Source organism: Anaerobium acetethylicum, from assembly GCF_900096945.1.
In the GTDB taxonomy this organism is placed as follows: domain Bacteria; phylum Bacillota; class Clostridia; order Lachnospirales; family Lachnospiraceae; genus Anaerobium; species Anaerobium acetethylicum.
In genome coordinates this window covers 27654-42007 of sequence record NZ_FMKA01000022.1, presented here as the reverse complement: position 1 = coordinate 42007, position 14354 = coordinate 27654, and the positions used below count along the sequence as shown (strand labels likewise).

Genomic DNA, 14354 nt, shown 5'->3' with positions numbered 1-14354 from the left:
CTAAACAATGTATCCTGCTTCTTCAATTGCTTCGATCAATACTTCTTCATTCGTAAGATCCGTTTCAAATCTGACCGTTGCCGTTTTCCCGATCAGATCGACCTCGGCATTAAGCACGCCGTTCTTACTGATCAGGGCTTCCTTTACTGCTTTCTCGCAGTGGCTACAGGACATTCCTTCTACATATAGTTTTACTGTTTTGATTGGCATAAACATCTCTCCTCTTTTATAATTTTTATAACCAGGGCGGACATGATTTCATGTCGGCCTGTTCTTTTTCCTTTTTGGATCTTCAGGACATAATCCTTTATGAATATATCCTAACGGGTCTTTGTGGAGATTTTATGGAGACAAAAAAATTTCCTGGGGAATAAAAAAAGAGCACTCCATTAACTGGAGTGCCCTTATACGGACTAACTTCATTATTGGTCTGATTTATCCAGACCAATTAATCGGTATATTCTAAAATATTATTAACCACTTAAAATAAAAATAGAGCTATACTTTTCAGCACAGCCCTTGCAAAACGAAATCGTTTTTTTATGTAACATTATTTTACATATTTAGATGCCAGTTGTAAATAACAATTTCAAAAACTCAAAATTAGTACGTATCATATCATTATCCTGATAATAATCTATATTCCTTATCATACGCTCTTTGAACTTCGTTAACCGCTCAACCGCTTTATCCTGTACGCCTTTACTTGTAACTATTTTTTCATACACATCCATGAAGCTCCTTTTTTCTCACCAGTTCTATCGCTTCCTTACCTGTCAGGTGGTCAATCGCAAGTTCAACAAGGCATACCTGCTTGAACAGCTTATCTATTTCCTGCAAACGTCCCTGCTCCTGCTCTGGCGAATATCTTTCGGCTAATTTTTCAAGGGCTGCTCTTTTTTCAGCTTCATCCTCTAAAATACGCGCTTTCCCGAAAGCAATGACGCTTCGGAAGTAGGTCGTATATTCTTCCGGAACGATCTGGTCCTGGTCGATGACACAAAATGACACTTTGCTGTTTCTTGATATCCCATCTATCTTATGGCCTGTTTTCGCACAGTGAAAGTAAATTTTCGAATCATGGTAAACATAACTCAGGGGGACCGCATATGGATAGTCATCATCTCCGTGCACGGCTAAAACTCCCGATGTTCCTTTCTTAAGCACTGCAATGCTCTCCTCCGGTGATAAAACCTGGTTTTTTCGTCTCATTTCTCTAAACATATCATTACCTCTTTCTAAAATTATTTGCCACAGCATTTTTTATATTTTTTGCCACTGCCGCATGGACAGGGATCATTCGGATATGTCTTTTTCTCCTTAACGATCGGCTGGCTAAAATATACTGGTTCGGCATAATCATCCTCATCAAACTTCCTGTTTTTTTTAAACCACTTCAGGTATTCATCTATTTTCTCCTGGTACTGTTTCGCTTTTTCCGTTTCACCAAGTCCTTCATAGACATCCAGAGCCCGATATAATAAGATTTCATTCTCACCATTAAACTCAATAGAGGTTCCGATATATTTCTCAGTCAGCTGCTTTGCCTTTTCCCAATCCTCTCTCCCGGAAACGCACTGTATATAAGTATTTATGCAGCTTATATTATCTGGTTCTTCTTTTAACCAATTCTCAAACCACTCATCACATTCGTTGTACCGTTTCAGATCATTAAGCGCTTCTCCGATTGCTGATTTATAATTATCCGCTGAATCTTCTTTCCAGGCAAATAAATCCATTACCTCCTGGCAAAACTGAATTCTTTCTTCATACAGTCTGGAATTATGAAATTCCATTTCCATATCCTGCAGCCAGTTAAACAATTCGTATTTGAAATCCGTCTCATCGTCTATATCTATAAGTTCAGGTTTAATAATATTTCCTTTCGAATCCTGCTTATAAAAGTTATCTTTCACAAACTTCTTGATATCATCCCATACGTCCATGAAAATTCTGATGGCTTCTGTGGGTTTCCTCTCGAAAATCGCCTCATATACGTTAATGTTTGCTTGCAATATAGTGTCAGACGCATCTTCCAATTCTTGCATTACGTCATCAAATATAAAGTCATCTTCCACAAGTTCTTGTAATTCTCTTTCATACTTCTTTTCATCAAAAGGTCTCCCTTCTTTAAGAATTTCATACATCTCTCCCAGCAATACGGCTGCAATCATTTCTTTTGCTTCATTTTTTGTGCACCCCTGCTCCTGCAACTGCATAAATATGCGTTTTGTACATGGTGGCTCATTTGCCTTTATCTGATTATTCACTGCATCTATCATCTCTTTTTTCAAACGTAAATTAGTCATTATCTTCTTCCTCCATAAAGAAACATTCCAAATTTAAAATTTCTTCCTGCATATAGTCACAATAGCCCCATCCGATAGAACCCACATCATTGGACAGCCTTGCCAGCCGGTCTTTGAATAATAAATACATTTTTTCATCATCCTGTTTATAAAGTTCTTCGGTGAACTTATCAAACACACTCATTAAGCTGTTATAAAACGGCATGTCAATATCACCAAAACTGTTTGTGAAATCCGTGCCGCACTCTACGTAATAAAGCGTTAAATCTAATAGATATTGTGAATTATTGGATATCTTTTTATAGTCAGCAATCAATTTTTTTGCTCCTGAAAGTGAAAAACCTCTCGATAAATTATTAGGAAAGAATATCATTTCCATTTTATCTTTATATTCCGTTAATATCTGCTTTTCAAATTCATCTCCAAATAATTTGCAATTAATCAGAATTTCTGCGAAACCATCTTTTTTATAAAGTTCACATATCAGCATCTCTAATTCGTCTTTATCGGCATTTTTCAAGACCTTTTTCAAATCCGTAATTTTCATTTTAGTTGCCATACTGGATCCTTTCTGGTTATATTTATTTCTATTCTATTTCCATTCAGGCAGTGCTTGTGGCTATTAAGGTCGTGATCCTGAATGATAACCCTTATTCTTATTATATCCAAAAAACTGTAATCAAACAATTTGCTTTTCAAACGAAATTAGAATTTGGCCCGCCGGGCACACTAAAAAAAAGAGCACCCCATTAACTGGTATGCCCTTACAGCTGATATTATTAAATCAAATTTCTATATTCTTGTCTTCCATCAACAACTGCATAAATAATAACAGTTTTGTCCGTTTTTCCTCGCCTTCAATGGCGGTAATAACCTGTTCTCGAAGCTGGCGGTACGTTTATGTCATTTATCAGCCTTTTTCCCGAAAAAAATATACAGAACACAATATAGAAAGACCTACGAGCCCGACACATGCCAGCAATGTAAATTGAAATCCGATCAAATCAATCAATATTCCAAGCAGCAATCCCCCTATTCCAATTCCCATCGTAACTGACAGGGAATACGTGGCGCTTGCTGCACCTCTTCTGTTTTCTGGTGAATTCCAGATTGCCAGAGCATTCAGTACCGGAGTCACAATACCCAGAGACAGCCCATAAAGCATACCTGATGCCCCGATCAGCTGATTGAACTGAGGTGTAAAAATCAGCACAATATAGCTTGAACCTCCTATTAAGAGCCCTGGCACCAATAATTTAAGGGGCGCAACGCTATCAACGAGCCGGCTCGTAAACAGGCGGGCGATCAACATTCCAATTGCAGACATGGTGAAAAAGGCCCAGACATTTTCGATACCCTGATCTTTTGCAAAAAAACCGATGTAGCTGAGATTGAACGTACAGCTTACGAACAGCAGGAATTGTGTGATAAAGGCCGGCAAAGCCCCCACTTCAATATACTTCCTGATCCCCGCATACTCTTTGCCTGATTCAGCCGCTTCGCCAGCTTCAGATGATTCCTTTACTGTCTGTATTTTTTGAAATGAACCGAAGCCCTTTTTTTCATAATCACAGAATAATGCGCAGATAATTCCAAGACCAGCAACTGTCGCTGCCACATAGAATACAGAATCGAACCTGTTTTCCGAAATGAGCGCAATCCCCAGGGATGGCCCGATTGCAGTAGTCAGTGCCTGCGTCAGGCCAAAGTAGCCAACACCCTCTCCCAGTCTGTCTTTCGGTACGACATCTGTGACTGCAGCGGACATGCCAATCATGCTTGCTGTGTTTCCTGCTCCCTGCACCAGACTCAGAATCGGCAGAATCGCCAAAAAAGGCAGTAGCTTGAAGGCAACGACCGCCATCACCATAAAGATCAATCCCCAAAGGATAAACTGCTGGCGCCCTTTCATGTCGATCAACCTTCCGAAGAAAAAGGCTCCGATGACCGATGTAAGAGTTGCCATTGCAACGACAATCCCTGCTATAGCCGTACTTCCTCCCAGGCTTTTAACATAAAGAATGGCAATGGAATTAAAAATCTGCATACATATTCCAGAGCATACGCAGATTGAAAAGAGCAGGATAAAATATCTGTTCCACACTTTTTCCACTGCCGTATGGTTCATAGTCGTTTCGTTTGTCATAATCGTTCTCCTTTTTGCATGGCTGGCAGATCCTGCTTTCCGTTAATCCTCAATCGCCCTTCTCATGGCTTCCTGATGACGTCTGACCTGCTCTATGCTGTCTACCTCAAATGCATCATTCAGCAGGCTGTTTCCTTCATATTCAGTGCTTAAATAGCCTGTGTACCCGGCTTTCTTATAGGCAGCGATTACTTCCTTGAGAGGAATAGAAGTTTCTTCATACTCTGCATTCGTGTTGTAGCATTTTGCATGGGTATGGTAGATGTACTGGATATTGTCTATGATATCCTGCGGATCGCACCATGTATAATTGAAGGAAGCACGTGCGTAATTCATATCAGCCGCATTGCCGCCTGCCTTTTCGATTGCCTCCATCAGCTCAGGCATTCCATTTGCTTTCACATATTCACCATGGGCGCGTCCGAGGTTTGTATCGTATTTGATCTTTGTAAAGCCTTTTTCGACCCTGTTTGCAAATGCGTCATTGACGATTTTCACGCATTCAGGACTTGCTCCCTGCCTCAATGCCTTTGCTGTCAGGACATCTGGAATCTTCTTGCAGAAAATTCCAAAATCAGGCATGAATCCGAAATGCTTTGTTCCTGTTCCGAGAATCATATCCATATATCCGTCTGCCCAGCCCGAGTTGAGGGAGAATGGGGAATGGACTTCGATACAGATCTTCACGTCTTCTTTTGCTGCGCAGTCCAGGCTGCCTTTGATGACATCCATTGGCGTTGAGCAAAGGGTCCTCAGGGTCTTGAATCCGAGTTCGCCTGCTATCTTGATATCCCTTTCCATCATCCTGACCTGTTCTCTTAAGGTAAGCGTCCTGTTGTCGTAGATCTTATTTTCCAGGAACGCATCATAACAGGTAGGCTCTGTGCCATACTTATCCATCCAGCCAAACCACTGTTCCTTGAACTCCGGTGTCACGTAAGGAAAATTGGGCATCATCTGCTCTGCCAGGAGTTCAATCCCTGTTGCCCCTGCTTTCGCAGCTTCACGGATGCAGCCTTCCAGATCCAGTTTTCCAAGATAATATTCTTCCTGATAGCTATAAAGAGAAACGCTTCTTTTGATATTATAGTTCATTTTGTTATATCCTCCCCCTAGGCAATCTCAAAATCATAGTCGCCTGCATGCTCCAGAATATGTGGCATGTAGGATGGTGCAATGATCTGAGTTGACTTAATGTGATGTTTTCCCTGTTCCAGTCCGCCCTCTTTCAGGACGATGACGGTAGCCCATTTTCCAAACTCCCAGCGAAGTTCATGGTCGATCACGGTTCTCATTTCATCCAGGGTAAAGGTTTCACCTTTTATGGAAAAACGGATGTTTTCCCTCGGATACTCCACTCCGTCTACCTCTACTTTTATATCGCGCACGATGGATAACGTAATTCCTCTGTAATACTGTACCTTGCAGTCAAACTGGAATCCGACTGCCTGTCCGTCGGCATAGGTGTTCCTGAATCCGTCCGGCTTAAACATATTTCTTGCAAACATTTTATTTCCTCCCTGGCTGGTTGTCCCAGCCCTCTTATCGTTATATAACTATGATGCAGCTATTCAGGACTACTGAACGGTTACAATATTATCTTCAGTTTCGCAAACTTCTATCGCTTATGAAATACCCTGTAGCTTTTCCAAAATATTCTTCTCCATGATCAGGTGGCGTTCGATCTGCTCAACGGCATCATTCCGGTAAAATGCATGGCCTTCATATTCCGTCAGGACTGTCCCCTTAAATCCGGAATCCAGGATGATCCTGAACAGTTCTTCATAAGGAATTGTGGTTTCAACGCAATCTTCTCCTATATGATAGAATTTCCCATGGAAATACAGGGCATATGGCATGATTGATCTGAATCCGTCAAGATCTGCAGGTGCAAAAGACATGAATCCGAACCAGTCTGCGGCTGCGGCTTTTTCCGCATTTCCGCCACCCATTGAGGACAGTTTTTCGCAAATCGTGGCAAAGGTATATCCGGCCCATCGGTTCTCGATAATAAAATCAAGCAGCTCGCTTTTTGCTCCCATTTCCAGGAAACGGTCATAGGAAAGCTGGTTCGGCCTTTCGATATAGCTGCCGAAATCCGGAATAAATCCAACATGGGCAGAATTCAGCTCTTTGAATACCTTCGCCAGCTCCTGGATATGGCTGTCCCCCGGACGTTCCGGCGCATGGATTTCGTAACCGACCTTCAAATCATAAATCCTGGCAAACATATCGACCATTGGCCAGAGTCTTGCCGGAAATGATGGCGCCCGCATATAGGAACAGCCTAGCCGTCTTGCCGTCATCATCTCAAAGACCAGTTCATTCATCATCTCTTCATCGCTCATATCGTGGTCTGAGAATTTTCCCACATCTGCATATCCGCCGTAGCTGAAGGGCTCTACCCCATACTTTCGTGCAAGGGAAAGCAGCTCTTCGATTTCTCCGTCTGTCACATAAGGATATGACGAAAACATCTGCGCTCCGACAATTTCAAATTTCCTGATTCCTACGCGGTTCAGGTCCTTGAACATTTCTTCAAATCCATAACCATCATCAGCTATGAACCGTTCGGTAAATCCGTACAGCGACACGGCAAAATCGATGCCGCCCATAGACTGTCCGCCTACCGGTTCCACATCCAGATTCGGCAGGGGCATCGTCCTCTTTATTTCAGACGGCCCCTGTTTCAGCACCATCTTCTTTGAAGCAGAGCTGTCTATCTTTCCGTAGACCCGGGGTGCAAACTGCATGTATGGGCATCGGAAAATCATCTCGACGTCAACCTGATGTTCCCCGTCCGGCAGGCCGCTGTTATAGATGACCAGGTCTGCGGTTTCCCTGATCCCCCAGCATTCGGCAAACAGCTGCGGCACCTGCTGCATAGAGAATTTCTTCCCGTTTATGAACAGAAGCATCAGATGCTGCGGTATCAGCTGGCCGTCAACGGTAACATTCAGTTTTTCCAGACATGACAGCGGCAGGCTCCGGTAATAATTGATCCTTAAACCAAGGTTGAATCCGACCGTATTGCCGCCGATTTTGACATTATAAAAATTGTTTTCATCCAACACGAGATTTTCAAAGCCCAATTTCATATATTCTGTAGACATCGTTGTGACTTCCTTCCCTTTATTTATTTCCCGATCAATCTGCTTAACATTTCATGGTGCCTTCTGACCTGTTCCACTTCGTCGATCATATCTTCTTCACTTCCATCCTGACGGTATCTCTGTCCCTCAAACTCTGAATTGATATATCCGTCAAATCCGCATTCTTTCAGATACTGGATCGGTTTTGCATATTCAATGGCCTTGTCTTCATACTGGCCCGGTTTTCCTTCGATTTCCGTCATGTGGTAGAATTTTCCATGCATGCTTACGATATAAGGAACGATTTCCTTCAGATCCTCAGGCCTTGCGCTCGACTCTTTTATGACGATGGTACCCATGCTCATGAAATTCATGGTATGGCCCGGGAATTTTTCATCCAGCATCTTCAGGATATCATCGATTTCGTAGTCTCTTCCTTTTTCCAAAATGAAGTCGACCATGTCCGGATTCTCGTGACGCTTATAGTAATCAACTGCGAGATCGGTAGGCGAATGCTGGAAGATGCCGAAGTCCGGCACCAGCCCCACATGTTTCGTTCCAGTCCTCTGTACCAGGTCGATGATCTGCTCTGCCATTCTCGGATCCAACACAGGATCGATCTTAGCCGGCTTCACGCCGGGTCTGATCGGCAGTGGAAAATGAATTTCCTTTCCAATTCTGACGTTATACTTTTCAGCTGTTGGAATGGCCATTTCAATGACCTCTGTCGGGACAAGGCACAGGCATCGTACGTTTTCAAAGCCCATCCTTGCCGCCAGCCTGATATCATTTTTCAGACGTTCTGCCGCTTCCCTGTGGTTCATGACATGGTCGCGGAACTGATGAACATCCAAATAGACATCCATGGTGACGGCTTTCATGTTATACCTTGCCATTTCGTTGTTCCAGTCATAGATGAACTGTTCTGACGGAAACGGATAATTGCGGATGATTGCCTCGTCAATGATCTCGATGCCGTCTGCATGCAGATTGTCATGCACTTCGCGGATCATATCCTTCCAGTTCATTCTCCTGAAAAACTGTTCCTGCTGATAGCTGTATAGTGATACTCCTCTTTTTATTCCCATAGCCTTCTTCACCTCCGTTATGCCTGCAGCTCAAGTTCAAATTTACAGATTGCTGCCGTTTTTCCTGCTCCTGATCCTTTTCCCGGTACAGGAGGGTTTTTCACCCATTCCTCGTCCCATGGCATATATCCGTACTGTGCAAGAACGGACTGCTGGATTCCGATTGTATGTCTGCCTGGCAGCAGGCCGCCTTTCTTTTCGATGTAGAGAAATCCCTCATCGTCATAATCCCAATGTTCCCATACGCATTTCCTGATTTCTTCAAAACTTCTGGGTGGTCTGTTGTTGATTTCAAATTTCTGAAGGCTTACGGGATACTGCTCTCCGTCGCATTCGACATAATATCCATTGTGCAGGGACAGGAAGCAGCCGCGGTAATCGGCTATGCGCACTGCAAATTTAAAGCCTGTCACTTCACCGCCTGAAACCACATTCTCCAGGCTGTCTTTTCTGATTAAAAAGCGATCGAACATTTCTCTTCCACCTTTCCTTCACGATTACAATTTGATTTCTTTTCCTTCTTCTGCAGATTTGTAGATGGCTTCGAGAATCTGTGTTACCACAAATGCCTGTTCCGGCTGTACCAGAGGTTCTTTGTCTTCAATAATCGCATCGAGCCACTGGTCTGCTTCACGGATGCCTTCTGCGGAAGCGCCTCCTTCGAAGAAATCTACCTGGGCCTTCGGTGAAATCGTGGACTGCATCTGCTGGTCATTTTCAATATAGTTATAGATCAGCTCGTCTTTTGCAAAACTGCCTCCGTGGTTGATGTGTGCGCCAGCTTCCGTTCCGCATAAGGTTGTGGATGCTTCCTTTGACTCCAGTACATTCAGGTTCCAGGATGCTTCTACAAATACGGTCGCTCCATTTTCCATCTTTACAAATCCGAATGCCGAATCTTCTACTTCAAATGTTTCCGGATCCCATGGTCCGAACACGTTTCCTTCAAATTTGTCCCTCATCTTGTTGAATACCGAACCCGTTACGGATACCGGCTTGTAGTTGTCCATCATCCACAGGGTGATATCGAGTGCATGTGTTCCGATATCGATCAGTGGTCCGCCGCCCTGCAGTGATTTATCAGGGAATACGCCCCATGTAGGTACTGCCCTGCGCCTTATTGCATGGGCCTTTGCGAAATAAATATCACCGAGCTTGCCATTTTGGCAGGCTTTGCTTAATGCTGTCGTATCATCGCGGAACCTGTTCTGGTACCCGATTGTGAATTTCTTGCCGGACTCTTTCCACGCATCCATCATCTTCTGGGCGTCTGCAGTGCAGTGCGCCATCGGCTTCTCGCAGATAACATGTTTTCCTGCCTGGAGTGCCGCTACCGTGATTGGTGAATGGGACACATTAGGCGTACATACATGGACAGCTTCGATTTCTTCATTTTTCATGAATTCCAGGTAATCCGTATAGATCTTTGCATCCGGTGTTCCGTATTTTTCCGCAGCCTTGACTGCTCTTTCTTCTATGATGTCGCAGAACGCAACGATTTCATTTTTTCCGCCACAGGCCTTCAGGGAAGGCAGATGTTTCTGATTCGCGATGCCGCCGCATCCAACAATACCGATTTTAACTTTTTTCATTCTTTCATCCTCCGAATTCAATTTTATTGATAGTTCTATTATATAATCTGCCGCTTGCGGCCACAGTCTAATTCTTACTGTTATCACAGTCATTTTCGACATAATTTCATTCTCGCTTTTTTGCTGTAAAAAAAAAGAACAATTTCTCTATTCGAAAAATTGTTCTCTCTCATTAAAATCAATGCTTTCAGGCTGTTATACTGCCTGGTCAGCTGCAATCAATTCCTTCATTTTCAGGATTGCTTCTTCCGGCATCGGATTGAATGTACCTAACAATTTAGCATAGTATGCTGTTGTTGCCATTTCTTCTGTATAGACAGTGGCTGCCATCGCTGCCTTGATATCTTTTCCACAGCAGAACATTCCGTGATTCTTTAACAGAACTGCTCTTCCATCGCCAAGGGTATCTACAACGATCTGAGCGAGATCCTTGCTTCCAGGCATTGTGAATGGTACTACTTTTACAGGTACGAATTCTGACTGTGGAGGAGTTGTAGGCTGTAACTCTTCGTCTCCCATTGCCATGATCGTTGCAAACATTCCATGTGTATGAACGGTTGCCTTTACGTCTTTTCTTGCTCTTATGACTGCTGTATGCATCGGTGCTTCTGAAGATGGTTTATACGGACCGTCCAGCCATTTTCCATTCATATCAACGATTGCGATATCTTCTGCTTTCATTGTCTTATACGCGATTCCGCTTGGCGTAATTGCGATTACATCTTCCTCGTCATCTTTTAATGCAATGTTGCCAGAGGTTCCTTTGATCAACCCTGAATCCACTGCCTCTAAAATTGCCTCTAATACCTGTTTTCTGATTTTTTCATACTTCATGATTCGTTTCATCCTTCCTGTTATGCTATTACTTGATTACTGAATAATAACCTATTGTACATAAAACTAATTATGCTGACTGTGCTTTTGACTATCTTTTGACTATCTTTCAAATAAAGTATATTCGTTTCTTATGTGAATTGACATGACAGTTTCTTTTAAAATGTTCAATTTATGCATTTTCTTTTTTGTTTCCACATTCTCCTTGCCGTTAATTACAGCTACACTATTCCCAATTTTCGAAATGCCTTTTTTATTCCGTCTTCTCTAAGCGAATCCGTAATCATATCGGCTTCTTCCTTTACTCTTGATGTTCCATTTCCCATTGCAATCCCAACCGATGCCAATCGAATCATCTCGATATCGTTCTCGCTATCTCCAATTGCAACGACGTCCGATTCACTGAATCTGCCTGCTTCCAGAATGCTGCGGATTCCCTCCGCTTTATTGATCCCTATTGGAGTGATTTCTCCTCCCCATTTCTCCGGATTCGGGATGCTGACAGGCACTACATGGAGAAGTCCGTTCCAATCCTCTGTCAGTTTTTCGTTAGAAAGATCATTGCTGAAAAACAGAATCTTTTCAACGTTAACCATTTCTTCTTCCGATTCCACAATCTGCGGCATATGCACCACTTTACGCGCCTGTTCTCCGAGTTTTTTCTGGATCCTCTCCCCGATATTTTGGAATGCTTCCACCTGTTCTCTGAGAATACAGCTTTCTTTATAGGTCTGCAGCTCGATCACGCAGTTCCTTTCCAGGAGATACCTGCAAATCGATTTGTATAGTGGCATCGAAAAATACTTCTGGCTTAAACAATTCCCTTCATATTCCACATAACTTCCTGATCCGGATATAATCCCATCAAATCCGATTTTCTTTATCCGATCCTCAATCTGGCAATACGGCCTGCCTGTGCTGATGCACACCTGGTGTCCATTCTTTCTTGCCTGTCGGATCACCTCTACAGCAGAATCGGGAACATATCCATCGAAATCCCTAATTGTTCCATCTATATCCAAAAAAATAATCTTGCCCATCCTGTTTCCTTCTCTCTCTTTTTCCTATATCACATTTTAGAACAAAGTGGCTTCGTCAATTTGCACATCCGCCATCTGACACGCAGTGATACAAAACATTGTTTAATGAGCAGCTTTATGAAGACGTTGGTATTTGGGCCGCGTATTCTGCGGCCCTACGTACCACTACGTCTTCATCTAAGCGAGAGCGCGCTGCGAATGAACATGTTTTGTATCACGTCCTCATTATACAAACTTGTGCAAATCCGCCTTTTCCTTTACAGATCCATCGCCATCTGATAGAAGCTTCCCAGATAACAACGTTCTTCTTCATTGATGACCATCAGCATAATTTTCCTGATGTTCCGCATCTGCTTCCAAACTACCGTATATCTGCATTCTGCAACACTGGCTATGGTCTTCTGCGCCTTATCCCCAATCACATACAGGAATAACGTATCGTTCTTCAGCAGCGCATAGTAGCATCGTTTCAAGTCAAGCTGTACTTCATCGCTGACATACATGTTTCCTCTCAGGTTCTCTTCCATAATTGACAGCACTTCTGTCAGGTCTGCCTTCCGCTCAATCTGAAGAATCAGATCCTTGCGGAAATAGGCTTCCTGTGCATTCGGAAGCTTCGGATACAGATATTCGGATTCCGCCTTCTGAATATGCTGTTCTATTTTCTTCTGATCTTTCTCGTCTATCAGCGGAGAAACCGTTATGACCGGTGTGTCAAATTGTCGGAATACATCCATCTGCACAGTCGTGATGATAAGAGCCGGATGCACCTTGTCGATGTTATCCCTGTCATAGATCGGGAACGGTCCTTCCAGCTCCACTTTCCCAGCGTACATCTTCTGTATCCTGTCCATCAGATAGTAGGTGAGACTGGCGTTCAGATGGCTGACCACCACTGTTTTGATCCCTTTTCCACGCAGGTTCTCAAGCAATTTACCCTGGGCGGTGATCAGCATGGGGAGCAGGTAATTCTCTTCCTCCTGATCCAGCTTCAAATCGCACAATTGCTCCAGACGCCTGCAAAGATAATGGGAAACATCACCTAAGAACGGATGCTGCATCTTAAGCTCTTCCATCAGATACCGGCTCTGCATCTGAACGGATATCATGCTGTTCATCAAGGCCTGTACGTGGATGAGCATAGCGGCATAAAGCCTGTCATCCTGTGAAAAATCCAGATGATACCTTTCCTTCATTTCACCTGATAGCTGCTCCACCAGCTGGCTGCATCTGAGGTCTGTTCTGCTGGCTGCTTCTTCTTTTGTATAGGTATTGAAATTCAGCAGGACCAGCTGCTCCAGTATTGCTGCGATCCACCCGTATTCAGGTTCTCCGATTTCCAGCTCCCATAATATCTGCAGCCTGTCCATCAGCTCCCTGACCGCTTCGCAGACTGACCGCTCCGTGCAGATACGGTCTGACGCATCCAGCCTGTAATCTTCCAGCATCCTGGAATAGGAGACTGCAATCGCCAGAATCAGATAAATCAATCCGAAATCATCCAGTTCAATCTCATGTTTTTTCAGAATTTCTTTCATTTCCGTCCTGATCTGATTCAGAATTTCCTGATTGATGACATCGTCTTTCAACACGATTCCGTCTCTGGAATCGTAATCCCAGTTTTCGCAATAGAGACGGATCAGAATGTTCCGCTTCTTGATTTCGTCATTGTCCAGACTTACAAAGTTTCCTTTGCGGTGCATGTTCAGATACGGCTTATTCTCCGTAATCCGCAGCCTGATTTCTTTGATATCGTTTTCCAGGGTCGTCCTGCTGATAAACATATCGTCTTCCAGATCCCGCAGGTCGCACCCTTCTTCGCTCTGCACCAGCTTCATGATCAGATACCTGATACGGTCTTCTTTTGTCTGGATATTCTCTTTTCCTGAAAACAGTTCGTGCAGCACCTTACGGTCTTCCATCTGAAGATAATATCCTTTTCCAGGAACTGCTTTTATCTGTAATCCGTATGCCTCCATCGCCTCGTTGACCGCTGCGATATCATTGCGGAGCGTTCTTTCGGATACGCCTAATTTTGCAGAAAGCTCTTTGCCATTTGCAATGCCATGCCTGCAGTTTAAAAGGTAAAGAAGCTTCCTCTGCCTTGTATGTAATTTGTATTCTTCCATAGTATCCTCCGTGCTAAAATCATGCCCCTATTATAGCATGATTCCAGGCCATATACACTTGCTAACGGAGGCTCCCTGCCGGATCAGGATTCGCGTATTACTTTTCACTGAGCGTGCAGTAACC

The 14354-nt window shown here is 43.5% G+C and carries 13 protein-coding genes and 1 pseudogene; all 14 read right to left on the bottom strand.

Annotated features, from left to right (window positions below; genetic code table 11):
- On the bottom strand, positions 1–210 hold the full coding sequence (locus tag BJR36_RS14390; RefSeq protein ID WP_091235593.1) for a heavy-metal-associated domain-containing protein: 210 nt from the start codon (positions 208–210) through the stop codon (positions 1–3).
- A gap of 510 nt (positions 211–720) precedes the next feature.
- Complete coding sequence (locus BJR36_RS14385; RefSeq protein ID WP_091235591.1) at positions 721–1224, bottom strand: pyridoxamine 5'-phosphate oxidase family protein; 504 nt, start codon at positions 1222–1224, stop codon at positions 721–723.
- A gap of 20 nt (positions 1225–1244) precedes the next feature.
- Positions 1245–1328, bottom strand: a pseudogene (locus tag BJR36_RS21055) (SEC-C metal-binding domain-containing protein); the annotation flags it as partial.
- 973 nt (positions 1329–2301) lie between these two features.
- A complete protein-coding gene (locus BJR36_RS14375; protein WP_091235587.1) occupies positions 2302–2868 on the bottom strand; it encodes a DUF6155 family protein in 567 nt (188 codons plus the stop codon).
- A 351-nt stretch (positions 2869–3219) separates the two neighbouring features.
- On the bottom strand, positions 3220–4455 hold the full coding sequence (locus tag BJR36_RS14370) for an MFS transporter (protein WP_091235585.1): 1236 nt from the start codon (positions 4453–4455) through the stop codon (positions 3220–3222).
- Between the two features lie 42 nt (positions 4456–4497).
- Entirely contained in the window at positions 4498–5550 is a 1053-nt protein-coding gene (locus tag BJR36_RS14365; RefSeq protein ID WP_091235583.1) for a sugar phosphate isomerase/epimerase family protein, read from the bottom strand.
- Positions 5551–5567: 17 nt separating this feature from the next.
- Positions 5568–5963 (bottom strand): C-glycoside deglycosidase beta subunit domain-containing protein, encoded by a 396-nt coding sequence (locus BJR36_RS14360; protein WP_091235581.1) that lies wholly within the window; start codon positions 5961–5963, stop codon positions 5568–5570.
- 117 nt (positions 5964–6080) lie between these two features.
- Positions 6081–7568, bottom strand: coding sequence for a C-glycoside deglycosidase beta subunit domain-containing protein (locus tag BJR36_RS14355; protein ID WP_091235580.1), 1488 nt, complete (start codon positions 7566–7568; stop codon positions 6081–6083).
- 23 nt (positions 7569–7591) lie between these two features.
- Positions 7592–8635: an apurinic/apyrimidinic endonuclease family protein gene (locus BJR36_RS14350; protein WP_091235578.1), complete on the bottom strand. Its 1044-nt coding sequence runs from the start codon at positions 8633–8635 to the stop codon at positions 7592–7594.
- Positions 8636–8652: 17 nt separating this feature from the next.
- The gene (locus BJR36_RS14345) at positions 8653–9108 is read right to left on the bottom strand and encodes a C-glycoside deglycosidase beta subunit domain-containing protein (protein WP_091235576.1); all 456 of its coding nucleotides are present in this window, start codon (positions 9106–9108) and stop codon (positions 8653–8655) included.
- 24 nt (positions 9109–9132) lie between these two features.
- Positions 9133–10227, bottom strand: a complete 1095-nt coding sequence (locus BJR36_RS14340) for a Gfo/Idh/MocA family protein (protein WP_091235573.1) — start codon at positions 10225–10227, stop codon at positions 9133–9135.
- 195 nt (positions 10228–10422) lie between these two features.
- The gene (locus BJR36_RS14335) at positions 10423–11061 is read right to left on the bottom strand and encodes a class II aldolase/adducin family protein (RefSeq protein ID WP_091235571.1); all 639 of its coding nucleotides are present in this window, start codon (positions 11059–11061) and stop codon (positions 10423–10425) included.
- Between the two features lie 221 nt (positions 11062–11282).
- Positions 11283–12101: a Cof-type HAD-IIB family hydrolase gene (locus BJR36_RS14330; RefSeq protein ID WP_091235569.1), complete on the bottom strand. Its 819-nt coding sequence runs from the start codon at positions 12099–12101 to the stop codon at positions 11283–11285.
- A gap of 257 nt (positions 12102–12358) precedes the next feature.
- Complete coding sequence (locus tag BJR36_RS14325; protein WP_091235567.1) at positions 12359–14230, bottom strand: BglG family transcription antiterminator; 1872 nt, start codon at positions 14228–14230, stop codon at positions 12359–12361.
- Positions 14231–14354 lie beyond the last annotated feature (124 nt).